This is a genomic window from Streptomyces sp. NBC_00454 (genome assembly GCF_041434015.1).
Lineage (GTDB): Bacteria > Actinomycetota > Actinomycetes > Streptomycetales > Streptomycetaceae > Streptomyces.
Genome location: NZ_CP107907.1, coordinates 4,072,913 through 4,095,916 on the forward strand (window position 1 = coordinate 4,072,913; position 23,004 = coordinate 4,095,916).

General features: G+C 72.7%; 26 protein-coding genes. 6 read left to right on the plus strand and 20 right to left on the minus strand.

The annotated features are described in order from the left end of the window. Window positions 1-2: 2 nt before the first annotated feature. Together OHU74_RS18960 and OHU74_RS18965 are read left to right on the plus strand one after the other, a co-directional pair. Window positions 3-746 (plus strand): sensor histidine kinase, encoded by a 744-nt coding sequence (locus OHU74_RS18960; protein WP_371617007.1) that lies wholly within the window; start codon window positions 3-5, stop codon window positions 744-746. Continuing rightward, the gene (locus tag OHU74_RS18965; protein WP_371617008.1) at window positions 743-1,348 is read left to right on the plus strand and encodes a response regulator; all 606 of its coding nucleotides are present in this window, start codon (window positions 743-745) and stop codon (window positions 1,346-1,348) included. The genes OHU74_RS18960 and OHU74_RS18965 overlap by 4 nt, the downstream gene beginning before the upstream one ends. Window positions 1,349-1,546: 198 nt before the next feature. Here the strand turns inward: OHU74_RS18965 and OHU74_RS18970 are convergent, their stop codons facing one another. From OHU74_RS18970 to OHU74_RS19060, 19 genes are all read right to left on the minus strand, one after another. After that, on the minus strand, window positions 1,547-2,197 hold the full coding sequence (locus OHU74_RS18970) for a response regulator (RefSeq protein ID WP_371617009.1): 651 nt from the start codon (window positions 2,195-2,197) through the stop codon (window positions 1,547-1,549). After that, a complete protein-coding gene (locus OHU74_RS18975; protein ID WP_371617010.1) occupies window positions 2,197-3,426 on the minus strand; it encodes a sensor histidine kinase in 1,230 nt (409 codons plus the stop codon). Before OHU74_RS18975 ends, OHU74_RS18970 begins: the two co-directional genes overlap by 1 nt. A gap of 134 nt (window positions 3,427-3,560) precedes the next feature. Beyond that, window positions 3,561-5,843 (minus strand): TOMM precursor leader peptide-binding protein, encoded by a 2,283-nt coding sequence (locus tag OHU74_RS18980; RefSeq protein ID WP_371617011.1) that lies wholly within the window; start codon window positions 5,841-5,843, stop codon window positions 3,561-3,563. Further along, window positions 5,840-6,010 (minus strand): hypothetical protein, encoded by a 171-nt coding sequence (locus tag OHU74_RS18985; protein WP_371617012.1) that lies wholly within the window; start codon window positions 6,008-6,010, stop codon window positions 5,840-5,842. The genes OHU74_RS18980 and OHU74_RS18985 overlap by 4 nt, the downstream gene beginning before the upstream one ends. Window positions 6,011-6,151: 141 nt before the next feature. Beyond that, on the minus strand, window positions 6,152-7,555 hold the full coding sequence (locus OHU74_RS18990; protein WP_371617013.1) for a M16 family metallopeptidase: 1,404 nt from the start codon (window positions 7,553-7,555) through the stop codon (window positions 6,152-6,154). Continuing rightward, window positions 7,552-8,895 carry a M16 family metallopeptidase gene (locus OHU74_RS18995; RefSeq protein WP_371617014.1) on the minus strand — a complete coding sequence of 448 codons (1,344 nt, stop codon included), beginning with the start codon at window positions 8,893-8,895 and terminating at the stop codon, window positions 7,552-7,554. The genes OHU74_RS18990 and OHU74_RS18995 overlap by 4 nt, the downstream gene beginning before the upstream one ends. A 23-nt stretch (window positions 8,896-8,918) precedes the next feature. Beyond that, on the minus strand, window positions 8,919-9,830 hold the full coding sequence (locus OHU74_RS19000) for a thiopeptide-type bacteriocin biosynthesis protein (protein ID WP_371617015.1): 912 nt from the start codon (window positions 9,828-9,830) through the stop codon (window positions 8,919-8,921). Then, window positions 9,827-12,412, minus strand: coding sequence for a lantibiotic dehydratase (locus tag OHU74_RS19005; RefSeq protein WP_371617016.1), 2,586 nt, complete (start codon window positions 12,410-12,412; stop codon window positions 9,827-9,829). Before OHU74_RS19005 ends, OHU74_RS19000 begins: the two co-directional genes overlap by 4 nt. Next, a complete protein-coding gene (locus OHU74_RS19010) occupies window positions 12,409-13,950 on the minus strand; it encodes a SagB family peptide dehydrogenase (protein WP_371617017.1) in 1,542 nt (513 codons plus the stop codon). The genes OHU74_RS19005 and OHU74_RS19010 overlap by 4 nt, the downstream gene beginning before the upstream one ends. Window positions 13,951-13,968: 18 nt before the next feature. Further along, entirely contained in the window at window positions 13,969-16,218 is a 2,250-nt protein-coding gene (locus OHU74_RS19015; RefSeq protein WP_371617018.1) for a TOMM precursor leader peptide-binding protein, read from the minus strand. A 383-nt stretch (window positions 16,219-16,601) separates the two neighbouring features. Then, window positions 16,602-16,733 carry a hypothetical protein gene (locus OHU74_RS19020; protein WP_371617019.1) on the minus strand — a complete coding sequence of 44 codons (132 nt, stop codon included), beginning with the start codon at window positions 16,731-16,733 and terminating at the stop codon, window positions 16,602-16,604. 207 nt (window positions 16,734-16,940) lie between these two features. Next, the gene (locus tag OHU74_RS19025; RefSeq protein ID WP_371617020.1) at window positions 16,941-17,075 is read right to left on the minus strand and encodes a hypothetical protein; all 135 of its coding nucleotides are present in this window, start codon (window positions 17,073-17,075) and stop codon (window positions 16,941-16,943) included. Between the two features lie 40 nt (window positions 17,076-17,115). Beyond that, complete coding sequence (locus tag OHU74_RS19030) at window positions 17,116-17,256, minus strand: hypothetical protein (protein WP_371617021.1); 141 nt, start codon at window positions 17,254-17,256, stop codon at window positions 17,116-17,118. A gap of 3 nt (window positions 17,257-17,259) precedes the next feature. Then, the gene (locus OHU74_RS19035) at window positions 17,260-17,388 is read right to left on the minus strand and encodes a hypothetical protein (RefSeq protein ID WP_371617022.1); all 129 of its coding nucleotides are present in this window, start codon (window positions 17,386-17,388) and stop codon (window positions 17,260-17,262) included. Further along, the gene (locus OHU74_RS19040) at window positions 17,388-17,522 is read right to left on the minus strand and encodes a hypothetical protein (RefSeq protein ID WP_371617023.1); all 135 of its coding nucleotides are present in this window, start codon (window positions 17,520-17,522) and stop codon (window positions 17,388-17,390) included. Before OHU74_RS19040 ends, OHU74_RS19035 begins: the two co-directional genes overlap by 1 nt. Window positions 17,523-17,526: 4 nt before the next feature. After that, window positions 17,527-17,673: a hypothetical protein gene (locus OHU74_RS19045; RefSeq protein ID WP_371617024.1), complete on the minus strand. Its 147-nt coding sequence runs from the start codon at window positions 17,671-17,673 to the stop codon at window positions 17,527-17,529. 46 nt (window positions 17,674-17,719) lie between these two features. Continuing rightward, entirely contained in the window at window positions 17,720-17,863 is a 144-nt protein-coding gene (locus OHU74_RS19050) for a hypothetical protein (RefSeq protein WP_371617025.1), read from the minus strand. Window positions 17,864-18,129: 266 nt separating this feature from the next. Further along, a complete protein-coding gene (locus OHU74_RS19055; protein ID WP_371617026.1) occupies window positions 18,130-18,321 on the minus strand; it encodes a hypothetical protein in 192 nt (63 codons plus the stop codon). A 135-nt stretch (window positions 18,322-18,456) separates the two neighbouring features. Continuing rightward, window positions 18,457-18,819, minus strand: coding sequence for a hypothetical protein (locus OHU74_RS19060; RefSeq protein ID WP_371617027.1), 363 nt, complete (start codon window positions 18,817-18,819; stop codon window positions 18,457-18,459). A gap of 148 nt (window positions 18,820-18,967) precedes the next feature. Between OHU74_RS19060 and OHU74_RS19065 the strand changes: the two genes are divergently transcribed. Then, on the plus strand, window positions 18,968-19,939 hold the full coding sequence (locus OHU74_RS19065) for a helix-turn-helix domain-containing protein (RefSeq protein WP_371617028.1): 972 nt from the start codon (window positions 18,968-18,970) through the stop codon (window positions 19,937-19,939). Between the two features lie 134 nt (window positions 19,940-20,073). Further along, window positions 20,074-20,595: an HPP family protein gene (locus OHU74_RS19070; RefSeq protein WP_371617029.1), complete on the plus strand. Its 522-nt coding sequence runs from the start codon at window positions 20,074-20,076 to the stop codon at window positions 20,593-20,595. Window positions 20,596-20,867: 272 nt separating this feature from the next. Here the strand turns inward: OHU74_RS19070 and OHU74_RS19075 are convergent, their stop codons facing one another. Further along, window positions 20,868-21,425, minus strand: a complete 558-nt coding sequence (locus OHU74_RS19075) for a CGNR zinc finger domain-containing protein (protein WP_371617030.1) — start codon at window positions 21,423-21,425, stop codon at window positions 20,868-20,870. 178 nt (window positions 21,426-21,603) lie between these two features. On the opposite strand from OHU74_RS19075, the gene OHU74_RS19080 reads away from it, so the two are divergent. Beyond that, a complete protein-coding gene (locus OHU74_RS19080) occupies window positions 21,604-22,059 on the plus strand; it encodes a VOC family protein (RefSeq protein WP_371617031.1) in 456 nt (151 codons plus the stop codon). 44 nt (window positions 22,060-22,103) lie between these two features. Next, on the plus strand, window positions 22,104-23,003 hold the full coding sequence (locus OHU74_RS19085) for a pyridoxamine 5'-phosphate oxidase family protein (RefSeq protein ID WP_371617032.1): 900 nt from the start codon (window positions 22,104-22,106) through the stop codon (window positions 23,001-23,003). Window position 23,004: the final 1 nt, after the last annotated feature.

Genomic DNA, 23,004 nt, shown 5'->3' on the forward strand with positions numbered 1-23,004 from the left:
CGGTGGCCTGGTACGCCCGGTGGCGCCGCCGGCCGGCCCCGGCGGCCGATCCGGTGGGGGACCGGCTCGCCGCCCTGGCGGGCCGTCTCGGACCCGCCCGGGAGCGGTCCGCCGCGGATCCGGACCGCAGCGCGGAGTTAGCGGGGCTGGAGCGGGAGCTGCGGCTGATCCTGCACGAGGTCCGCTTCGAGGCCCCCGGCTACCGCCAGGTCCGCCTCGGGGCGGCGCTCGACCGCACGGTCGCCACGCTGCGCGCGGTGGGGATCGAAGTCGAAGTCCACGTCCACACGGAGCCGGAGCCGGAGCCGGAATCGGAGTCGGCCGGCGGACAGGCCGTACGGGTCCTCCTGGACTCCCTGGCGCCCCGCGTGTCCGACGCGCTGGGATGGGTGCTGCGCGAGTGCACCGCCAACATCCTGCGGCACAGCACGGCCGACCGGGTGCGGATCACGGTGGGCGTCACCCCCGGCGCCGTCCGGCTGGCGATCGCCAACAACGGGGCTCCGCGGGCCCGCCCGGAGGCACCGGTCGGCCACGGCCCGGGCAGCGGACTGCCCAGTATGCTGACCCAGGTGTCGGTGCTGGGCGGGACGCTCCGGACCGAGCGCTCCGGCACGGACTTCGAGGTCGTCGCCGAGGCGCCCACCGGCCCCGGGCCCACCGGCCGCGGACCCACCGGCTTCGCCCTGGCCACCGGCTTCGCCCCGGCCTCGGGGGCGCCCCGACGAGAGGAAGACATTCGGTGATCACCGTCGTGCTCGCGGACGACCAGCGGGTCATCGCCGATGCCCTCGGCCAGCTGCTCGACCAGGAGGAGGACATATCCGTCCTGGCCCTGGCCCGCGACGGGGACAAGGCGGTCGCCGCCATCCAGCGGCACCGGCCCGATGTGGCCCTGCTGGACATCGACATGCCGGGGCAGGACGGCCTCGCGGTGACCGCCTGGGTCAAGCAGAACCTCCCGCAGTGCCGGGTGATCCTCCTGACCTCCTTCGGGCAGCCCGGGTACCTCACCCGCGCCCTGGCCGTGCAGGCCGACGGATTCCTGGCCAAGGACACCGAGGTCCAGGAGATCGTGAAGACCGTCCGCCAGGTGGCGGCCGGACACCGGGTGATCGACGCCACGGTGGCCCTGACGGCCCTGACCGCCGTACCCAACCCGCTGACTCCCCGCGAACGGGAGGTGCTGGAGGCCGCCGAGTCGGGTGCCCCGCTCTCCGAGGTCGCCGCCCGGCTCCACGTGGCGCACGGCACGGTCCGCAACCACCTCTCCGCGGCGATCGCGAAGACCGGCAGCCGGACCCGCGTCCAGGCCGCCAGGGCGGCCCGCGAGCGCGGCTGGCTCTAGGGGGTGTCCGCAAAGTAGCGCCTGGCCCGTGACGTCTGCCACGGCGCCTCGCCGCGTTGTCGGGGCACCCGAGTACGTCCAGTACGCGGGAGCCCCTCCGCCTTGCGATGCACCGCACCAGACGCCACGGGCCGCGCCCTTCGGGCGCCCGGCGCTACTTTGCGGACACCCCCTAGGCCGTCTCTTCCGGATCCCGCGTCAGGAGATCCAGCCCGCCTCGCGCGAGATCCGGATGGCGTCTATGCGGTTGCGGCCGCCGACCTTGACCACGATCGACGTGAGGTAGTTGCGCACGGTGCCCTCCGACAGGTGCAGGGCCCGCGCGATCTCGGCGACCCGCGCGCCCGGCGAGGCCAGTTGCAGCACCTCGGTCTCGCGCGCGGTGAGCGGGCACTCCAGGCTCTCCCAGACCGACATCGCCAGCTGCGGGTCGATCACCCGCTGCCCGGCCGCCACCGACCGGACCGCGGCGGCCAGTTGCTCCGGCCGGGCGTCCTTGAGCATGTAGCCCGCCACCTGGGCGTCCAGTGCCCGGCGCAGGGTGCCGGGCTGCCCGAGGCTGGTGAGCATCAGGGTGCGGCATGACGGCAGCTGTACGGCGAGCTGCGCGGCGGCGGCCAGTCCGTCGATGCCGGGCAGATCGACGTCGAGCAGGGCCACGTCGGGCTTGTGCAGCAGGGCGGCGGGCAGGATCGCATCGCCGCGGGCGACGTCCGCGACCACCTCGAAGTCGGGTTCCAGCCCGAGCAGCGCGACCAGTGCGCCGCGGACGATGTGCACGTCCTCGGCGAGCAGGATCCGCACCACGGGCGTCTCGGCGGGCGTGGCGGTTGCGGCGGTCGCGGACATCAGGCGGCCATTCTTCGCGACAGTCTGCGCAGCACCTTCAGTGGCTGCAGTTCCGGCCCGGGGGAGGCAGGGGCCGACTCGGAGGGCACGGTGGCGGTCAGCTGGAAGCGGCCGTCGGGACACAGGCCGAAGGTGAGCTCGCCGCCCATCGCGCGGACCCGCTGGCCCAGGTTGCCCAGTCCGCTGCCGCCGTGCGGATCGACCTCGCGGACCCCGGCCTCGACGCCGTCGTTGACCACCGACAGCCGGACGGCGCCGTCCTGCTGGACCGCCTCGATGACGCAGCTCCGTACCCGGCTGTGCCGGAGCAGGTTGGTCATCCCCTCCCGCAGCACGGTCGCCAGTACGGTGTCCACCGCGGGCGACAGTTCGCCGACGCAGACGCTGAGGCCGGCGTCGACCTCGGCGGCCCGCAGCACCTCCCGGGCGGAGGCGCACTCCTGCACCAGGGACATGTCGCGGTAGCCGCTAGCCACCAGCCGGACGTCCGCCAGTGCCTGACGGGAGATGTCGAGCACCTCGGAGACCTCCTCGCGGGCGCGCTCCGGGCTGGCCGGGAGCAGCCGGCGGATCAGTTCGCTGCGCAGCGAGATGGCGGAGAGGCTGTATCCGAGCAGGTCGTGCAGATCGCGGGCGAAGCGCAGCCGCTCGTTGGTGACGGCGAGCCGGGCCAGTTCGCTGCGGGTCTCGTGGACCACGACGACGAGTTCGGTCAGCCGGGAGATGCCGTACACGACGATGCCGGTGAGCCAGGTGGACTGGCCCATGTAGAAGATGTCGGCGACGGGGAGCCCGGCGAAGCCGGCGTAGAGCATCATCAGCACGCCGGTCAGGCCGTACAGCGCCCAGCCGGTCCGCCGGGGGAGCAGCAGCAGGCAGGAGGCGGCGAAGAAGCCGCCCATGCTGCCCCACTGCCAGTGCAGGACCATGAGCGGCAGGAAGGTCAGGGCCGCCTGTACGGCGAGCGGAACGATCCTGCGGCGCAGCGGGGCGCGGCGGGTGTCCGGTGAGGAGTGCAGGAGTTGGAGGGCGAAGACTCCGAGCACCCCGGCCATGCTGGCGAGCACGGCGAGGGGGCTGAGGCTCTCGCTGAGGATGTTGAGCAGGGTGATCAGCAGGTAGGACGCGAGGATCGCGTAGAGCATGGCGCGGGCCAGTCTCGGTGCCATGCTCTCGGCGGCGTCGGCCAGCCTCTGCGGTGTCCGGGCGGCGCTGTGGTCGTCGTTCATTCCGGCCCCCCTGGCTCCCATGTCCGCATTCCGGACCGGAGCATACGATATGAGTACCGTCCGCGGAAAGAAACGGAACGCTGCTGTCAGACCGTCGTCCACCGATCTGACCAGCGTCTCCTCGGGGAACCGGACTAGACGAACAGCGGAATCGGATTCAGGTCGGCGAAGCCGGTCGGCTTCTCCAGCCGCCCCAGCGCCACCGGTACCTCGTACAGCCGCCCGGGGCCGAACCGGGCCCAGAAGTGCCGCAGGCCCGGCACGATCACCTTGGCCACCGGCAGGCCGATGTCGGGCCGCGTCTGGTCGAGGACCAGCATCTCCAGGCCGTGGCGACGGGTCAGTTCGACCATGGCCAGGAGGTCCTCCCTGAGGTCCGTGCGCGGGACGTAGTCCCAGCTGCCGGGTGCCCGGGCGGGTTGCGCCCGGTCCGGCAGGAGGTACGGCTGGCGGGCCACCGTCTCGGTGGTCCACCAGGTGTACGGCTCCTCGTCCTTGAGGGCGTACCCGCTGCCGTCCGCCGCGGCGTCCGCGACGGCGGGCAGCAGCTGGCCCATCTCCGTCATCGCCCTGCGCAGGGCCACGGCCGGGTCCAGGTGCGCGCCGAACCCGAAGAGCACGTCCTCGGCCGGCTTGTCGGTCCGTCGCGACAGCGCCGCCATCACGGGGATGCCCAGGTCGGCCGTGAGGTCCAGGACCCAGACCTCGCGTCCGATGGAGCGGTACTGCTCGCGCAGCGGGCCCAGCCAGGGCTCGTGTGCGCCGAACGCGTCCAGGTCGACCGCGGGCTGCCGGGTGCGGTTGTACCACCAGAGCGCGACCGCGTCGCGTTCCACCAGTTCCAGGAAGCCTTGGAGGACCGCGTCCTCCAGGGTGCCGCCCGCCGCGTTGCCGTTCGAGTCGGCCCGCGGCGCCCCCGGCAGGCCGGCGCCGGCCGAGAAGTACAGCAGGGAGGTCGGTATCAGGCGCTGGCGGCCGGCGGTCAGGGACCAGACGGGGGTCCAGTCCACCAGCTCGTCCTCGTCGAACTGCGCCGGGACGTGGTGGAAGGCGGAGTGCGCGGCGTTCCACACCTCCCGGTCCCGGTACTGCCGTTCGTCGTACAGCTGGATCTCCGACGGGTGCACGGCTACGGGGCCCAGCTCGCGGTAGCGGGCGCGCAGCGAGGGCTCGTCGCCCTGCCAGGAACCGGAGTACCGCTCCACGGCCTCGCACAGGGCGCCGACCCGCGCCTCCTCGGCGGTCAGGCCCTTGCCGCCCGACAGGGCGCGCAGCCCCGCCCGCAGACCGCCGAGGGTCTCGGGGGCGAGCGCCAGGTTGTGCCCCGACACGTAGCTGTGCACGAACGCGGGGCCGCGCGGGTCACGGCGTACGTCCTTGACGATGCCGGTCACCGGGTCGATCAGGTGCCCGTACCGGGCGAGCATCTGCTCCGGGCTCAGCACCCGGTGCCCGTTGCCCGCCGCCGGGTTCTTGGGCTGCGGGGACAGTTCGACCGGGCGGCGCACGCGGGTCGCCACCAGCCCTCCGTCACCGCACTGCGGGCACTGCGGCCTGCGCGTCACCGGGTGCAGGCCGCCGCGCAGGGTGAGCGTGTCCAGGGTGTGGATGCCGTCCTGTCCCTCGTGGCGCAGACCGGCCAGCCACTTGGCGGCCTCCAGTACGGCGGTGTGCAGGCCGATGGCGCGTCCGGCGTCCAGCGAGGCCTCGGCGCGGGCGAGCGGTCCCGTCACCCCGAGCGCCTGCTGCAACGGCAGTTCGGAACGCCGGTGCCCGCGCAGCCGGGTGCTCAGGCAGTGCCAGCAGGCCCCCTGTCCCGGCCGGAAGACCGGCCCCGTCCACGGTTCGGCGCCGACCGGTCGGGCCAGCAGCCAGGGGCGGCCGGCCGCCCGGTGCCGGGCGTCGACCTCGGCGAGTTCCGGGTCGAGGTAGTCGGCGCACAGGACCAGCGTGAGCGCCGCCGTCTCGCCCTCGCCCGCCACCCGGATCCCCGAGCGGCGGCAGGCCTCTTCGGCGTCCGCGGCGTCCGTTCCGGCCAGCGCGACCACCTGCACGCGGCCGTTGGCCAGCTCCTCGCCGGCCGTGCCGCCGTCGAGACCGGCGAGGTCCCAGTACGCCTCGGCGGCCGGATCCGCGGCCGGTGAAGCGGCGACGGGGCGTACGAGACCCCCGGCTACGAGGCTGCGCAGGGCCGCCACCGCCTGCTCGGCGGGCAGCTCCTGCGCCGCCTCGGCGAGGATCTGGGCGCAGGTCCGGTCCCCGTCGAGCAGGGGCGCCAGCACCTCGGCCGGCTTCCCGCGCAGGGCGGTCACCGCCCGGGGCGAGACCAGATAGGCCGCCTCGTCCGGGACGACCGTCAGCCGCAGGTGCCGCTTGAAGCCGAGCGGCGCCTCGGCCGCCCCACCGCCGCCGGTCATGCGGCGAGCCCGGCCGTCCTCGCGGTGTGGCCCGGCAGCTCGGCCTGGCGGAGACAGAAGGTGAGCATCGCGACGGCGTCCGTGCCGACGGCGTCCAGGTCCTCGATGACGATGCCGCATTCGGCGTCGCCCTGGACCGGAAGTGTGAGCAGTGCGGTGGCGTTCATGAGTGGTCTCCCCCTGTAGCGATGGCCCGCAGGTCGGCGGGCCTGTGTTCTGCCACAGCAGAGTCTTCACGATCACTCGGGCCTCTCACCAGGTACTAAACCTCATGTTCCCGGTATGAATTCTTCATACCGGGGCCCGGTTCAGGGGGCGAGGGCGACCGGTCCCAGGGACAGGGACTCCAAGGACGGGAGGATGGCCTCGGCGTCTCCCACCGCCACCACGACCAGGCGGTCGACGGGGAAGGCGGCGAGGAGGGCCCGGGTGGCCTCGGGGGCGGTGACGGCGGCCAGGCGGTCGTGGATGGTGCCCAGGTAGTCGGCGGGGAGGCGTTCGGCGGCGGCGCGGACGACGGCCTTCACGGTCGAGGCGGCGCTCTGGTACTGGAGGGGGGCCACGCCCACCAAGTTCCGCGCGGCGGCGGTCTGTTCGGCGCGGGTGAGGCCGCCCGGCAGGGAGCGCAGGACCCCGAAGATCTCGGTCACCGCGGGGCCGGTGACCGCCGTGGCCACGGCGCCGCCGATGGTCAGCAGGGAGCCGGCGCGCAGCGGCTGGGCGATGGCGGAGACCCCGTAGGTGTAGCCGCGGCGTTCGCGCAGGACCTGGTCCAGCCGGGAGGTCAGGCCGCCGCCCAGGCACTGGATGCCGATGGACTGCGCGGCCCAGTCGGGGGCGTGCCGGTCGATGCCGTGGCGGCCGATCATCAGGGTGGTCTGCACGGCTCCGGGCCGGTCGACGACGACCACGCGGGTGCGGTCGTCGACGGTGACGGCGGGTACGGGGGTGAGGGGCGCCGCGGGGGTGTTCCAGCGGCCCAGGGTGCGCTCCAGGATGCGGGTCAGCTCCGCTTCCGGGAGGTCGGCGGCGATGGCGGCCGTGGCGGTGGCGGGGCGTGCGTACGCGTCGTAGAAGGCGCGGACGGCGGTGTGGTCGATCCGGGCGAGGGTCTCGCGGGTGCCCGCGCCGGGCCGGCCCGCGCGCTGGCCGGGGCCGAACAGCGCGGACTGCATGCTGTGGAACCCCCGGATGTGCGGGGCGGCGGCCTCGTGGCCGATTTCGTCCAGGCGCTGGGCGCGCAGCCGGGCGACCTCGCGGGCCGGGAAGGCGGGGGCGCACAGGGTGTCGGCGAGCAGGTGCAGGACCCCTTCGAGCCTGGACTGGGGGACCTGGAGGGCGATGGCGATGCCGTGCGGTCCGGCGATGCTGTCGAAGGTCGCCCCGCAGCTCTCGATCTCCGCGGCGAACGGCGCCCCGTGCAGCGCGGCCGAACCCTCCTGCAGGGCCCGGGAGGTGAGTTCGGCGATGCCGTCCAGGCCTTCCGGTTCGGCGTCCAGCGGGGTGTCGAGGAACAGTCCGACGGCGGCGAGCCGGTGACCGGGACGGGCGATGTGCCCGACGCGCAGGCCGCTGGCCAGCAGGATCGGCTCGGGGGCGGGGAAGTGCCACGGGCGGGCGGGGGCAGGGGCCGGGCGGTCCGCGACGAGCACGTTCACCGGGGCGGCGGGGGGTGCGGCGACCGGGGCGGGTGCGGGGGGCGCGATGGTCATCGGTGGACATCCTCTGCGGGGGCGGCGGGGGCGGTACCGGATACGGCGGCGGGTACGGCGGCGACGGCGTCCGGCTCGAAGACGAGTACCGCCCGGTTGGACGGGTGCAGCCGGGCGGCCGCGAAGGCGTGCACCTCCTCGGCGGTGACGGAGTCGAGCTGGGCCAGGGCCGTCGCGGCGATCCCGCCGCGTTCGACGTGCCCGAAGAAGGTGGCCTGACGGCAGAGTTCGTCCGCCCGGCCGCCCACGCTCTCCAGTCGCATCAGCAGCACCCGCTCCAAGTGGGCGCGCGCCCGGGCGAGTTCCTCGCCAGTGGGTCCGGCGATGGCGAAGCGGCCCAGTTCCTCGTCGAGGCTCGCCTCGAGTTCGGCCGTGGGGGTGGTGGCCGAGGCCTTGATGTCGAGCCAGCCCAGGGAGGGCGCTCCGGTGAGCCGGATCAGGCCGCTGGAGAGGCTGGAGGCGCTGCGGTCCCGGCGGATCAGCCGCAGTTTGAGGCGGCTGTTCTGTCCCGAGCCGAGGATCGCGAGCGTCAGGGCCGCCGCCTCCGCCTCACGGGTGCCGTCGCGCGGCATCCGGTACGCGTGCAGCACCGCCCCGGACGGCACGTCGGCGCGGACCACGGAGCGGCTCTCGGTCCCCATCAGCTCGGGGAGCACGGCCGCGGGCGGCGCCGCGGTGTACCGGGGGCCGGCGATCCCGCCGAAGTAGCGCCGGATCCAGCCCAGGGTCTGCTCGGGCTCGAAGTCGCCCACGACGGCCAGGACGGCGTTGTCCGGGGTGTAGTGGCGGGTGAAGAAGGACCGGGTGTCGTGCAGGGAGGCGGCGTCGAGGTCGGCCATGGAGCCGATCGGCAGGTGGTGGTAGGGGTGGCCGGGCGGGTAGGCCATGGCCACCAGGTGTTCCCAGGCGGTGCCGTAGGGCAGGTTGTCGTACCGCTGGCGGCGTTCGTTCTTCACCACGTCGCGCTGGTTGTCCAGGGATTCCTGGGTGAGCGCGTCGAGCAGTCCGCCCATCCGGTCCGCCTCCATCCACAGGGCGAGCTCGAGGTGGTGGGAGGGGACGGTCTCGGTGAAGTTGGTCCGCTCGAAGTTCGTGGTGCCGTTGGGCCGGCTGCCCGCCTCGTGGAGCAGGGCGAAGTGGCCGTTGCCGGGGATGTTGCGCGACCCCTGGAACATCAGGTGCTCGAAGAGGTGGGCCATGCCGGTGCGGCCGGGCCTCTCGTGGCGGGAGCCGACGCCGTACCAGACGCAGACGGCCGCCACCGGGTTCAGGTGGTCGGGTGCCAGGACGATGCGCAGCCCATTGTCGAGCCGGTGCTCTTTCACGCTGTACGTCTCCATGGGTGCGGCGTCCTTCCGTCGGGTCAGAGCGCGTCGTACGAGGCGCCGGGTCCGTACTCGGCGCGGATCCAGCGGGCGAGGACGGCCTCTTCCGTGGGTTTGACGCCGAGCCGGTTGTTGGTGAGGTGGATGAGGTGGAACAGGAGGTGGGGAGCGGTACGGGGAATGCCCGCGGCCCGGTGCTGTTCGAGCAGGACCCGCAGGCCCAGCCGGTACTCCTCGTGGACCGACCGGTACGGGCCTTCGCGTACGAGGTCGAGCAGCCGGCGCAGGTCCGGCGCGACGCGGCGGGCGGCGGCGTCCACCTGGGTGCGCAGGGGCCCGGAGCGCTCGCCGTTCTGCCCGGTCCAGTACCAGGTCATGTGGTAGACGAACGAGAGGCGTTGCTCGGCGGGCAGCAGTTCCAGGGCGGCGAGCGTGGCGGCCAGGGCATGGCCCAGCCGCAGCCGGTGGAAGTCGGGGCCGATGAGTTTCAGGGCCGCCTCACTGGAGGCCTGGGAGGCCCGTTCGGCGAGCCGGACCCCGGTGGCGCCGCCGAATTTGGCGTACTCGGGTTCGTAGAGCCCCTTGGCGTGTCCCCGGTAGGCGCGGGCCAGTTCCGGATCCATCGCCGCGGTGTCGGCGAGGATGCGGTCGGCCGCTTCCCCGACGGCGGCGACCGCGTCCAGGGCGCCGTGGTGGCGCAGCCGGACCTGCATGCCGCACTCGTCGACGAACCGGAGGAAGAACCAGCTTCCCCGCGGGTCGAGTTCGTGCGCGGCGGCGACGATGCGGCGCACGGTGTGGTCGATGAGCGGGGTGAGGTCGCGCTGGTCCCGGACGAAGATCCGGTAGTACAGCCAGTCGTGCTCCACGGCCACGGAATCGGCCACGGCACCGGGCGCGGGTCCGAGGCCGGAGCCCGGGCGGGCGGGGGCGAGGGTCGGCGGGGTCACCTCGGGGTCTCCTGGGGGTCGGGGTGGTCCAGGCGCAGCAGGGCGGCGAGTTCGACGGCACGGGGGCGGCCGTCGGTGTCGGTGAGCCAGTGCCCGCCGGGGCCGGGGAGCAGTTCGGTGAACTCGACGGCCCCCGATTCGGCGCTCAGGGTCTTGAGCAGGGAGGCGACGGCGTGCGGGGAGCCGAGGTGCGTCCAGAAGGGCTTCTCCGGAAGGGTTCCGTGGGCGGCCTCGCTGCGGACGAAGCACTGCTGCGGGATGCCGTGTTCGCGCCGCCAGCCGTCGAGCCGGTCGAGGAAGGCGGCGGTGCCCTCGCCGGGCTCGGGCCGGGGCAGGGCGGCGGCGGGCAGCCGCCAGGAGGCGCGGGCGGTGACCAGACGGCCCTGCCGGCTGCGGGGGGTCGCGGTGACGCCTTGCGGCGGTGGCCGGGTGGGGTCGTGGGGCAGCCGCTCGCCGTTGGTGAGGTAGCGGGTGTTCCAGGGCTGGGAGAGGGTCGCGAGGATCCGTACCGGGCCGTTCAGCACGTGCGGCGGCATCACGCCGAGGTAGGGCAGCGCGACGTTCGCGCCGTGCCGGTCGTACAGCTGGAGGGTGTCGGAGGCCGGGTCGTGGGACAGGACCAGGTCCGTGAGGTCGAGCCCGGGGCCGGGCTCGCCGTGCGGGGCGCGCAGGTCGGAGGGCCAGCGCAGGTACGGGAAGAGGGGGCCGGCGGGGGCCTGGAGGGTGGAGTAGTCGCCCCCGGCGGACAGTTGGCGCACCACGCAGCCGGGGTACAGGTCGGCGATCCAGCGGCGCAGGGGTTCGCGGATCGCCTCGCCGGTGCCGGGCACGGCTCCCCAGCGGGCGAGGAGTCCGCCCGGTCCGGGGCTGACCCGGTTGACGGCCATGAGGTACTCGCCCCGGGCCAGTGCGGCGGCGTCGGGGGCGGCCAGCTGGTGGAAGACCGTCACGGCGGCCGCGCCGACGGTGCCCACGGGGGCGGGGAGGCGCGGGGTGCCGGTGCCCGAGCGGTCGGCCTGCGCGGCCTGTCGGACCAGCCGGTGGTGGTCCTCGCGGCGGCAGAAGCTGTAGAGGAAGTCGTAGAGGTCGTGGCAGGTGCCGCCGAAGCCGTAGCGGCCGGTGAAGTGGGCGGTCAATACGTCGTACAGGGCGCTGCGGAAGGTCTGCGCCCGGACGCGTCGGCCCAGGGTGCGCAGGTCGTGCTCGATCTCCGCGGCGGGCAGCACCGGTACGGGGGTGTCGGTGGCGGGGACGTTCTGGTGGAAGAGCGGCGCGGAGGCGAGCCAGTGGGGCTGCGGGGCGCCGAGGGCGGTGAAGACCTCGGCGGCCGCGGTACGGGCCCGGCCGTCCAGGCGCAGCCGGGTCGCGGCATCGGCGGCGGGCAGGTCCCGTTCGGTGTCGGCGAGGACGGCGAGCGCCCCGGCGATCCGGGGGCCCTGCGGGCCGGGCGGGTTCCCGGTGCGATCGGCGAGGGCGGCCAGGCAGTGCCGGTCGTGGGGCTGCCAGGGGACGTCGGGGAGCAGCAGCCCCATCGCCGCCCAGCGCCGGGTACGGGCCCGTTCGCCGGGGGTGCCGTTGCCGCTCCAGACGGCAGGCGGGCCGGACGTGCCGGTCACCGGGCCGGACCCGTCGGCGGCCGGGGCGAGGTACGGCGCGTACAGGTCGGCGTCGGCGAGGAGGTCGCAGTGGTGCGGGAGGGCGTGGTTCAGGTACTGCGGCAGCAGGACCTGCCAGGTGCCCGCGAGCCGGTGCAGGCTCGGGTTGGCCCGGAGGTCCACGGTGTCCGACAGGTCGGGGTCGGCGGCGAAGGCCCGTAGCAGCTCGACGGCCAGGTGCCGGGGCGAGACGGTATCGGCCGCGGGGGTACGTACGGGTGCGGCGAGACCCGCGGGGGCCGGTCCGAGGGAGGCCAGGCCGAGGGTGACCAGGCTGCCGAACGGGCTGGTCTTGATGGCGGTACGGGTCAGGTACGACAGCGCCGAGCGGGCCAGCCGGGTGCCGGGTGCGGGCGGCCGCGCCGGGTCGGCGCGCAGCAGCTCCCGGGTGAACGCGGGGCTGGCCAGGGCCAGTCCGGCCGCGAGGTCGGGGCGCCGCAGCAGGGAGAGCATCCACGCGCCGGCGGTACGGGCCTCCTCGGCCACGAGGCGTTCGGCGTGCTCGGCGGCCGCGCCGAACCGGTCGGCCGCCGCGGTCCAGGAGTCGAGCACGGCCTGCCCGGCCGGGTCCAGCGCGGGGCGGACGGCGGCCGCCGCCCCGGCCGTGCGCGGGCCGCCGCGGGAGTGGCGGGTGTCGCGGCGCAGCCGCAGGGCGGCGCGGCGGACGGCCGGGTTCTCGTCGAGGGTGGGAACGAGGGCGTACAGCACCTCGGACAGCGCCTCCCCCGCCCCTGCGGCGGCCTCCCGGCCCGCCCGCAGGGAGGCCAGGGCCCCGGTCAGGGCGGGCCCGGCCAGCGGCTCCAGATCGGCGGGGCCCAGGGCCGTCACCCGGGTGGACAGCAGCGGGAACACGGTGGTGGGGCGGGGGGCCGGGACCCGTACCTGTACGGGTTCGGCAACCGGCGCCGGCGCGAAGGCCGTTGTCATGACGGGCTTCCGGGCTGGTCCGGGGCGGTGCCGGGGTGGACGGGGTGGAGCACCCGCTCGGAGCGCAGGTGCCAGTCGGCGTCGTTCACGGGGGTCCAGGTGAGGTGCCCGGCCGGGGGGAGCTGGTGGGGCGCGGGACGCGATCCGAGGAGGAACTCGCCGACGGAGGACTCCACCAGGTAGTCCAGGCCCAGGGTCTTGGCCGCGAGGTCCGAGTCGCCGCCGCCCAGGGCGCAGGGCGCGAGGCCCATGCCCGTGGCCACCAGGTACATGGTCTGGTAGAGCACGCCGACGTTCTTGAGGGTGGCGGCGTAGGCGAGGCTGCGGTACTTCCACGACAGGCGCTGGAACCGGGAGGTGACGGTGATCAGCACGTCCGGGGTGTCGATGTTGCCCGCCGAGACCCGGGCGATGGCGAGCATGGAGTCGCGGTCGTCCTCGTCGGCGTTGACCAGGACCAGCCGGTGCCCGGCGGCGTCGTAGAAGTACATGCCGCGCTCCAGCCCCGCGACGCGGTGCACCGAGAGGTACAGCTCCAGGTCGTACGAGGCTCCGCCGGTCGGGTAGGGCCGCGAGGACGCGGGGTAGGGCATCCCCTCGTCGGGGCGGGGCTCGGTGACGGCGCGGACGCGGGCGCAGCGGTAGAGGAACTCGCCCAGCCGGTCGAGGTCGAGCGGGGCCTCGGCGTACGAGCGGACCGATCGGCGGCCTTCCAGGACGGCGGTCAGCGAGGGGTCGTGCGCCGCGATGTCCTCCAGGCGGGGCCGGGGCAGGAGTACCACCGGGCCGGCGGGGAGCGGTTTGACCGCGGGGCGGGGCTCGATGGTTCCCCGGTACGGGAAGACCCCGCCGAAGGGGTAGTCGTGGCGGCCCATGCGGCTGCGGCTGTGGAAGAGCAGGTCGTGGAAGTCCCACTGGCGCAGCACGTCGTCCCGGTCGGCGGCGAAGGATCCGTCCGCGTCGGCCGTGTCCACCAGGAGGGCTCCGGCCAGGTGGCCCAGCAGGTCCTGGACGGCCGTGACGGGCAGGTCCAGGGCGAGGGCCTGCTCCCGGGCGGTGGTGCCCGCGCCGAGGGCCGCGGCCAGTTCCCGCGCCGGATCCGCCAGGAGGCGGGCGCGGCGCGGGGAGAGCGGGGACTCCAGTACGAGGTCGCCCTCGTGGCCCCGTAGGAAGGCGAAGCGGTTGAGGCGGACGGCGGTGTCGGGGCCGACCTCGGCCGGGGTGTGCCCGAGGCCCGGCACCAGGGGCTCCAGGCGCAGCGCCACGGTGTCGTCGAGCACGACGTGGTGTTCCAGCAGTCGGACGATGCGGGTCAGGACCGCGTCGAGCTGATCTTCCGGGGCCGTGGTCAGCGGCTCGGGCGCCGCGAGGCAGCCCGTCATGCCCTCCAGGGCGGCGAAGACCTCGGGGGACGCCCCGCGGATGCGGAACTGGGTGCGGCCGTCGCGGGTCACGTCGAGGTGGCCCTCACGGTTGCGGACGCTGACCCCCGCCACGAACGCGAGGCGGGTGTGGGTGTGGCGGGTGGCCGTTTTCATTGCTGCCTCCGGACGGACTTACAGGAACATGCCGATGGGGTTGAGGTCTTCTTCGGGGGTGGGGGCGTCGAGCCAGCCGAGGCGGACGGGGGCGTCGAACAGCCGGCCCGGGGCGTAGCGCGGCCAGAAGTGCCGCAGGCCGGGGACGATGACCTTGACGACGGGCAGGCCGATGTCGGGGCGGGTCTGGTTCAGCACGAGCATTTCCAGACCCTGCGACTCCACGGTGTGCCGGGCCCGCTCCAGGTCGTCCAGCAGGTCGGCGCTCTGTTCGTAGGGGTGGTCCGCGTACGAGTGGAGGGCGCCGGGCTTGGGCAACAGGTAGGGCTGGTTCTCGATGGTGGCGGTGGACCACCAGCGCACCTGGTCCGGGTCGTCGAAGGCGTACTCGCCGGTTCCGTCGCTCTTCATCGGCATGACGGCTCCGATGAACTGATTCATCTCGGTCAGCGCCCGGGAGACGGCGATCTTCATGTCGAAGTGGGCGCCGAACGCGATCAGGATGTCCTCGACCGGCTTGTCGATGCGCCGGGAGACGGCGGCGGCGACGGGGATGCCCAGGTCGGAGGTGAGGTCGAGGACCCAGGTTTCGCGGTTGAGGTCGGCGTAGGCCTTCTTCCAGCGGCCGAAGTACGGCTCGCCGAAGCTGTCGAGGTCCAACTCGGGCCGCTGGACGCGGTTGTACCACCACAGGGCGACGCTGTCGCGTTCGACCAGCTCCATGAACCCCTGGACGGCGGCGTCCTCCAGGCTGGCCCCGGCGGCGTTCCCGTTGGAGTCCGCGGCCACGTACCCCGGGCCGGGCAGGCCCTTGTAGTGGTAGTAGAGCTGGCCGGACGGCACGTACTTGTGCCGCTTCTCGGTCAGGGACCAGACGGGGGTCCACTCGATGCGGGCGTCCTCGTCGAACGCGGCCGTGACGCGGTGGAAGTTGGAGCCGCGGGCGTTCCACTCGGCGCGGTCGCGGTGCTGCTGCTCGCTGTAGAGCTGGGTGGTGTCGGGATGCACGGCCCGGTCGCCCAGTTCGCGGTAGGTGGCGGTGATCCGGGCCTCGTCGCCCTGGAACACGCCCGAGTACCGCTCGATGGACTCGGCCACCGCGCTGGCCCTGGCCTGGAGGTCGCTCATGCCCTTGCCCGCACTCTGGCTGCGCAGTCCGGCCCGCAGGGCGTCCAGGCCGCCGGAGCCGACCGCGAAGTTGGTCCCGGCGAGGTAGCAGTGCAGCAGGTCGGTGCCGGAGTCGTGCTTGGTGAGCTGGGAGATCACGCCGGTGACCGGGCTGATCAGGTGGTCGTACGCGGCCAGCAGCTGGGCCGGGTCCTTGGTGCGGTGCCCGCCGTCGTAGACCGCGGCGGCCTTGTGCCGGCTCTCCAGCACGACCGGCTCGTGCGCCTGGCGGGCCTGGATCTCCGGGTCCCCGCAGGTGGGGCACTGGGGACGGCGGGACAGCTTGTGGCGCCTGCCCTCCATCGTGAGGGTGTGCAGGCCGAACACCTCGGCCAGGGCCTCGCCCCGGATGCCCGCGAACCACTTGGCGGCCTGTACGGCGGCCAGGTGCGCGGCGGCGGCGACGGTGCCGGGCAGGCCGGCGAGCGCGGTCACGGGGGCGCGGTCGGTGGCGGCGCTCTTGTGGACGAAGTTGGTGATCAGCTGGTTGCCGCCGAGCCGGTGCTCCAGGCAGTCCCAGCAGCCGGTGTCGCCGGGCTGGAAGAGCGGGCCGACCCACACCTCGGTGCCGACCGGGCGGACCAGGAGCCAGGGGCGGCCGGTCGCCAGCGCCTTCTTGTTGATGTCGGCGAGGTCGGGGTGGAGGTAGTCGTCGGTCAGGACGACGGTCAGCTCGGGCTCGCCGGAGTCGGGGGCCAGACCCATGGCCCGGGCGGCGGTGGCGAACCAGCCGGGTTCGGTGCCGCCCAGGGCGATGATCTCCACCGGTCCGCCGGCGACCTGGTGCTGGGCCTCGTCGGCGTCGACGCCGGCCAGTTCCCAGAACCCGCCGGTCCGCGGGTCGGTGTCGTCCTCGACGTCGATGAGCAGGCCCGAGCCGAGGAGCTTGTCGATGTTGCGCTCGACCCGGTCCGCTCCGAAGGAGGGCGCGAGGGCTTCGACGATGTCCTCGCGGGTGTGCTGCCCGTCCAGGAGCGGGGCGAGCTGTTCGGCGAGGGCGCCCCGCAGGACGGACTGGCGCTGCTCCGAGAGGAGGAACACCCCCTCTCCGGGCACTACTTGGGCACTGGCTGACCTCTTGAACCGCAGGGTGCGGGGCATGCGTCGACTCCTTGGGAAGGCAGGGGCAGGAGAGCGCGCCGGGGCGGCGCTGTGAGTTCCGGGACCGCCCCGGGAGGGGATTCCGGGCAGGGGAGGGGGACGGCCGGGCCGTACGTGATGGAGAGGGTGCGGCCCGGCCGTTCCAGGGCCTCGGGGTCGCCGCCCCCCGGTCATGGGCCGCTCAGCGGCCTCGCGGGGTGTCGGGCGATCGGTCGGCGGGCACGAAGTGCAGTGGCCGACGGGCGTTTGGGCGCCTACCCGATGGCATGGGGCCCGGTGCTACGCGGCCGGCGGTGCCGGGTCCGCGTTCTTCCCCGCACGTGCTGCGGGGGTACTGCGTGGTGCGGTGTTCGGTGGTGCGGTGTGCGGTGTTGCGCGGTGGTTCAGGAGACGGGGCAGGTGAAGCAGCCCGCGGTGCCCAGGGTGTAGGCGGAGTTGGCTTCCTTGAGGTCCTCGACCTCGACCTCGGTGGTCTCGTCGGCCTGGATGTTGGTGGGGTCGATGTTCTCGCTCATGATGTTCCTTCTTGTCCGTGTGTGTGGGTGGTGCATGGATGTGCTGCGGGTCAGGACGAGTAACAGCCCAGCGAAAGCCAGGTGGGGAATGCTGCGCCCTGCTCGAGCTCTTCGACGTCGACCTCTTCCGCCTCTACGGCGGTGGGGTCGGGGGTGATGTCGCTCATGGAATGTCCTCCCTCCGGGTGCTCGGGATCGGGGGACGGGTCAGGCGGCGAAGCAGCCCTTGGTCATGCTGCTGGCGACCGAGTAGGCGGCGGCGGTGCCGCCGTCGAGGTCCTCGATCTGGACCTCGGTGTTGTCGTCGGCCTGGACGGCCGTCGGGTCGGTCGTGTCGCTCATGGTGCTCCTTCGGGTGTGTGGGCGGGGAGCGGGGGACGGATCAGGCGGCCCAGCAGGGCAGGCCGCAGCCGACCGTGTAGGCGCCGGCCGCCGCGTGGCCGCCTTCGAGGTCCTCGATCTCGATCTCGATCTCGGAGCCGTCGGCGTAGAGGGTGACGGGGTCGGGTGCGAAGTGGTTCATGGCTCAGCTCTCGAAGCAGTAACGGGTGCCGATGCACGCCATGGTGGCCGCTCCGGCGGCGCCGGACAGGTCCTCGACCTCGACCTCCACCTCGGCGTTGTCGACGGCGTCGATGTCCAGGGGGTCGCTCATCAGCTGGCCATGCAGCTGATCGTGCCGACGGTGCTCGCGCAGCCCTGCGCCGCGGACGCTTCCAGGTCCTCGACCTCGACCTCGGTGGTCTCGTCGGCCTTGACGGTCAGCTTGTCGGAGGTGTTGTCGCTCATGTGATCAGGCCTCGCTGTTCGAGAAGCTGGCGGAGCAGCCGAAGGAGAAGATGGTGGCGGTGATCGCCTGGCTGGTGGCCTTCAGGTCCTCGACCTCGACGTCGTTGTCGCGGTCCTCGGCGCCGTTGGAGACGGTCTCGGGAGTGGTCATCGTTCTCTTCTTTCTCTCGGGTGGGGCAGGTGGGGTGGGTCCGGTGTCAGGAGGCGTTGGAGCTGGAGCAGCCGAAGGTGCCGAAGGTGCTGACGGCGGTGGTGCCCTGCTCGCCGTTCAGCTCCTCGATGGCCAGGTCCTGGGCCAGGTCCACGGGGATCTGCTCGTTGGTCTCGGCGTTCTCGGACATGTGTGTCTCCTCTTGTTTTCGGGTCGGCCGGTCCGGATCAGACCAGGACCCATTCGGAATCGCCCGGACCCGCCGGCCATTGACCGGAACCCAGGGGAAGGTCCTCTGCGTGGGGGTCGGAATCATCGTGAAAACGCGGGGCCGACCATGCCTCAATACTGTTCACGTCCGGATTCCTTCCACGGATTCGGTACGGACGGCGGGTGATGTGGGATGTGGGTGGTGCGAGGTCTTGCGGGGTCGTGCGGGGTGGGATCCGGGGGTGCTCAGTGACCCCAGGTCACGTCGTTGCCCTCGTTCGGTTCCCCGAACTGAGTCGAAGCGCCAGAAGAGTCCGTCATGTTCGTACCCGTCGCCGTGGCCGGCAGGGTGTCGGCGTTGGCCGGGGTGATGGTGAGCGTCGCCGCCACCACCGTGGACAGCGTCGCGACGGCCATGATGAAACGGGTGCGAGTCACGAGTGGTACCTCTTCTTCTTGAAAACTTGGAACTCGGGGCAACGTAAGCGGCCGATTTCCCGTCCGCGTTCCTTCGACTCGGTGTTAGCCGGTGTTTGTTGCTCACCGGCTGACATCCCCAACTCTGGCCGCTGGTCAGAAGGGATGGAAGAGGTTCCCGGTGGACGGATTTCCCACTGGCATAAGTTGTCCACGCTCCGGGAACCCGTCGTAGGGCGGGGACACGAGCTCCGCCTTCCACCGCAGGAGCGTGACGCCCCGTAGCTTCGGTGAGGTCGCGAGCGCCCGGCGGCACAGCAGGCCGGCGGTCACCTCCGCCTGCTCGACCCGGTCGGCGGTCAGGAACATCCCGAGTACGGGCCCACCTGGGACGTCGGGATGGACGGTGACGTGCTGGAGGCCCTCGCCGGGGCGCGCCGCCCGGCGGATGAGGTCCCCGAGGCCCGGTGGCGCGAACCGGTCGGCGGCCAGGCCGAGTTTGAGGTGAATTAGGTACATGGATCAGATCGTGTGCCTGCGCTATATTGCCTCGCCAGGGGATAGGCGGGACGTTTTATGCATTTGCATGAAACGTCCACGACTAGGGCGTGACAACACAGCGGGTGGCACAGTACGCCTGCGCGCACTCGGGGAGAACGAAGAACAGATGCTGCAGACATTGGGCCTGGATCCCATAGCCGAGCAGGTCTACCGGGGGATGCTGACCAATCCCCAGGACGGCGTGCCGGAGCTGGCGCAGCGCCTCGGACTGCAGGAGACGGCCCTCTGCGATGCCCTGGACCGGCTCAGCGCCATGGCGCTCATCCGCTCCGTGGACCACGCGCCGAGCGGATTCGCCCCCTTGGGGCCGGAAGCGGCCATGAACCTCCTGCTGGCCCGCCAGCAGGAGCGCCTGGCGCTGTCCCAGGCCGCGGCGGCGCAGTTGATCGCCGACTGCGCGACCTCGCAGCCGCAGTCTTCCGGAGAGAACGAGTCCCTGTCCGGGATCGAGGCGATCCGCAACCGGCTGGCGCAGCTCAGCGACGAAGTCGCCAGCGAGGTACTGACGTTCGCCCCGGGCGGCGCCCATCCGGAGGCCGATCTGCGGGCCAGCCGGGGCCCGAACGAGGAGATGCTGGACCGGGGCGTGCGGATGCGCACCATCTACCTGGACAGCGTCCGCAACGACCCGGCGACCCAGGAGCACGTCGACTGGCTGAGCGAGCGGGGCGGCCAGGTCCGGACCACCGCGTCGCTCCCCGTCCGCATGATCATCATGGACCGGCGGCTCGCGGTGCTTCCCGTGAACACCACCGACGCCCATGTCGGCGCGGTCGTCCTGCACGGGGCCGGCGCCGTCACCGCACTGTGCGCCCTGTTCGAGTCCACGTGGGCCTCCGCCGTCCCCCTCGGGGCGGTTCCGGTACGCGATTGCGACGGGCGCACCCGGCAGGAGAAGGAGGTCGTCCAGCTGCTGGCGGAGGGGCTGACCGACGAGTCCATCGCCAAACGGCTCGGCGTCTCCCCCCGTACCGCCCGCCGCATCGCCGCCGAGCTGATGGAGCGCCTGGACGGCCGCAGCCGCTTCGAGGCCGGCGTCCACGCGGTACAGGACGGCTGGCTCCCGGCCACCCGCTGAGCGTCCACGACCGAGCCGTATCGGGGCAGCCCCAGGCCTGTGACCTGGGGCTTGTCCCGGAGCGGCTGCCGTTACCTGACTAAGTAACCCGGAATTTCGCCGGGCGCACGGACCGTCTCCGTAGCTTCGTGGCCATGGTTAGTGAAGAAGTCTCAGCAGGGCGGAGGGCATCCTTCGCCAGCAAGGCCCCGGCCAGGGCGGGCACGGCCGTCATCGCCGTGTCGACCGCCGGCGCGGTCGTCCTCCTGGTGGTGCTCGTGGCCGTCGGCAAGGGCATCCAACAGGTGGTTCTCATCCCGCCGCTCGCCGCCAGCGCGGCCCTCGTCTTCGGTGCGCCCACCCTGCCGCTCTCCCAGCCGCGCAGCGTGATCGGAGGCCAGTTGCTCTCCGCCCTGACCGGCTATGTGGTCCTCGCGGTGTCGGGGAGCACGGTGTGGGGCTCGGCGATCGCGGGCGGCCTCGCGCTGGGGGTCATGATGATCGCCAGGACCCCGCACTCACCCGCGGCGGCGACGGCCGTGATCGTCGTGGCGGCGGACCCCTCCGCTGCGACGTTCCTTCCGCTGCTGCTGCTCGCCACCGTGGTGCTCGTACTGATCGGCGTGGTCACGGGCCGTAGTGGGCGGACCGCCCGCTACCCCTCCTACTGGTGGTAGCGGGCCCCCCATGTGTCGGACCCCCGGTAGGCCGTCTCTTTCGGATCTTGTCGGGTCCGTGCGGCCCGGCACCGCACCTCGCCGCGCTGCCGGGGCACCCGAGTACGTCCAGTACGCGGGAGCCCCGGCAGCGCGGCGAGGCACGGCACCGGACGACGCGGACCTGACCGACAAGATCCGAAAGAGACGGCCTAGGCCGCACCGGGGGTCCGGGCATGCCGTACGCCCCGCAGGCCGTCGAGCCGCCGAGCCGCCGGGACCGACCCACCGGGTCAGTCCCGGCGGTGCCGTGCGTAGTGGCGGGAGGCCTTGGCGCGGTTGCCGCAGCCGGACATCGAGCACCAGCGGCGGGTGCCGTTCTTGGAAGTGTCGTAGAAGTGCAGGATGCATTCGGGGTTGGCGCAGGGGCGGATCCGCTCGGCGCGGTCCCGGAGGAGCTGCAGGTAGTTGTCGGCAGCGAGCCAGGCCGGGAGCCAGGGCGCACCGTCGACCTCGACGCGTTGGACGGGCCCGTCCCCGTCGATGCCGTGGCGCACCCAGCCGTGAGCGAGCACGGCGTTGAGTGCCTTCAGCCCCGCCGGATCGGCCGGGGAGTCGACGAGGGCGGCGAGCGCGGAGCGGGCGGCGAGCAGGGCATCGAGCGTTTCGCGGTCGGCGCGGACCTCGTGGCCGGTCAGCTCCCGGGCGGCGATGTCGGATTCGAGCCAGACCTCCAGGCCGTCGGGGGTCTCGAGCAGGTCGTGAAGGCTCTCGTTCTCGATCCAACGGGTGTTGAGCAGGTCGATGGAGAGCGGTTCGCCCGCCAGCGGCCGGGGGTCCGGGATTGCCACGGCATCCGTCCTTCCTCAGTGGTTAGCGCGAAGGGTGAGCGAGTCGTCTCCGAGCACTTCGGGGCAACCCTAACCACTTAACGACCCTGGAGTAGTTGACACCCGTCGAACCTAACCATTAATGTCGCTCTCAGGGGTTAGGAACCCTCTCTCTTCCTACCGAAAGCGAGTGGTGAAAATGGCTGCCATCAAGTCTCTTCAGACCGGCCATGTCGGGCTGAACGTCACGGACTTGGACCGGTCCGTGGACTTCTACACGAAGGTCTTCGGCTTCGAGGTGGCCGCCGAGGGCAAGGAGGAGGGCCGCCGCTTCGCGTTCCTCGGCGCCGACGGCAAGCTCCTGATCACGCTCTGGCAGCAGAGCACCGGGGCGCACCCCAAGGACCGGTCCGGTCTGCACCACCTGTCCTTCCAGGTGGAGTCGATCGACATTGTCAAGGAGGCGGAGCAGGTGCTGCGGGGCCTGGACGCCGAGTTCGCGTACGACGGCGTGGTGCCGCACGGCGAGGGCGTCGCCTCCGGCGGGATCTTCTTCAGCGACCCGGACGGGATCCGCCTGGAGATCTACGCGCCGTCCGGCGCCGAGGAAGCGATCGCGCCCACCGAGGGTGCTCCCACCTGCGGATTCTTCTAAACCGCAGGATCCAACAAGCCCGAACGCTGCCGGAAGGGAATGTCATGGCGCAGTACCACAGTGGAGAAGTCGAGGTGCAGGAGCGCGCCGGACTCGAGCGGTTCGCTGCCCATGCCCTCCAGGGCATCGGCAGCACCGTCCCACCCGTCGCCGCGGCATTCCTCACCGCGCAGCCGTTGATCGTGGTCGGTGCGGCCGACGACGCGGGCCGGATCTGGTCCTCGCTGCTCACGGGCGAGCCGGGGTTCCTCCACACCCCCGACCCGGTGACCCTGAGCATCGGGGCCCGGCCCATCCCCGAGGACCCCCTCGCGGGGGTCCTCGGGGGTCCGGCCAAGCTCGGCATGATCGCGATCGAGCCCGCCAGCCGCCGGCGGATGCGGATGAACGGCCTGGCCCGGCCGGACGGCGCCGGACTGCGGGTCGAACTCGACCAGGTGATCTCCAACTGCCCCAAGTACCTGCAGAAGCGGGACTTCACCCTGGTCCCGGACGCCGGGGAACGCACCGTGCAGCGCTCCCGGGAACTGAGCGGGGCCCAGCGGGCGACCATCGCGGGTACGGACACCTTCTTCATCTCCACCGCATCGCCCGACGGCGACGCCGACGCCTCGCACCGGGGCGGCAACCCCGGTTTCCTGAAGGCGCTTTCACCGACCCACCTGCGCTGGCCCGACTACGTGGGGAACGCGATGTTCCTCACCCTCGGCAACCTCTCGCTGCACCCGAGGGCCGGCCTGGTCGTGCCCGACTGGAAGACCGGTTCGCTCCTGCAGCTCACCGGCACCGCCCGCACCGAGTGGGACCCCGCGGCCGCGGCCGTAGTCCCGGGCGCCCAGCGCCTGGTCGACTTCTTCGTCGAGGAGGTCCAGGAGACCTCCCACGCGGTGGCGCTGCGCTGGACCGACCCCGCCTACTCCCGCTTCAACCCACCGGTCGGCTGAC

Coding starts and splice junctions, on each gene's coding strand:
- OHU74_RS18970 (WP_371617009.1), bottom strand. CDS start 2,197: ATGTCCGCGACCGCCGCAACCGCCACGCCCGCCGAGACGCCCGTGGTG.
- OHU74_RS18975 (WP_371617010.1), bottom strand. CDS start 3,426: ATGAACGACGACCACAGCGCCGCCCGGACACCGCAGAGGCTGGCCGAC.
- OHU74_RS18980 (WP_371617011.1), bottom strand. CDS start 5,843: ATGACCGGCGGCGGTGGGGCGGCCGAGGCGCCGCTCGGCTTCAAGCGG.
- OHU74_RS18985 (WP_371617012.1), bottom strand. CDS start 6,010: ATGAACGCCACCGCACTGCTCACACTTCCGGTCCAGGGCGACGCCGAA.
- OHU74_RS18990 (WP_371617013.1), bottom strand. CDS start 7,555: ATGACCATCGCGCCCCCCGCACCCGCCCCGGTCGCCGCACCCCCCGCC.
- OHU74_RS18995 (WP_371617014.1), bottom strand. CDS start 8,895: ATGGAGACGTACAGCGTGAAAGAGCACCGGCTCGACAATGGGCTGCGC.
- OHU74_RS19005 (WP_371617016.1), bottom strand. CDS start 12,412: ATGACAACGGCCTTCGCGCCGGCGCCGGTTGCCGAACCCGTACAGGTA.
- OHU74_RS19010 (WP_371617017.1), bottom strand. CDS start 13,950: ATGAAAACGGCCACCCGCCACACCCACACCCGCCTCGCGTTCGTGGCG.
- OHU74_RS19015 (WP_371617018.1), bottom strand. CDS start 16,218: ATGCCCCGCACCCTGCGGTTCAAGAGGTCAGCCAGTGCCCAAGTAGTG.
- OHU74_RS19020 (WP_371617019.1), bottom strand. CDS start 16,733: ATGAGCGAGAACATCGACCCCACCAACATCCAGGCCGACGAGACCACC.
- OHU74_RS19025 (WP_371617020.1), bottom strand. CDS start 17,075: ATGAGCGACACGACCGACCCGACGGCCGTCCAGGCCGACGACAACACC.
- OHU74_RS19030 (WP_371617021.1), bottom strand. CDS start 17,256: ATGAACCACTTCGCACCCGACCCCGTCACCCTCTACGCCGACGGCTCC.
- OHU74_RS19035 (WP_371617022.1), bottom strand. CDS start 17,388: ATGAGCGACCCCCTGGACATCGACGCCGTCGACAACGCCGAGGTGGAG.
- OHU74_RS19040 (WP_371617023.1), bottom strand. CDS start 17,522: ATGAGCGACAACACCTCCGACAAGCTGACCGTCAAGGCCGACGAGACC.
- OHU74_RS19045 (WP_371617024.1), bottom strand. CDS start 17,673: ATGACCACTCCCGAGACCGTCTCCAACGGCGCCGAGGACCGCGACAAC.
- OHU74_RS19050 (WP_371617025.1), bottom strand. CDS start 17,863: ATGTCCGAGAACGCCGAGACCAACGAGCAGATCCCCGTGGACCTGGCC.
- OHU74_RS19060 (WP_371617027.1), bottom strand. CDS start 18,819: ATGTACCTAATTCACCTCAAACTCGGCCTGGCCGCCGACCGGTTCGCG.
- OHU74_RS19065 (WP_371617028.1), top strand. CDS start 18,968: ATGCTGCAGACATTGGGCCTGGATCCCATAGCCGAGCAGGTCTACCGG.
- OHU74_RS19070 (WP_371617029.1), top strand. CDS start 20,074: ATGGTTAGTGAAGAAGTCTCAGCAGGGCGGAGGGCATCCTTCGCCAGC.
- OHU74_RS19080 (WP_371617031.1), top strand. CDS start 21,604: ATGGCTGCCATCAAGTCTCTTCAGACCGGCCATGTCGGGCTGAACGTC.
- OHU74_RS19085 (WP_371617032.1), top strand. CDS start 22,104: ATGGCGCAGTACCACAGTGGAGAAGTCGAGGTGCAGGAGCGCGCCGGA.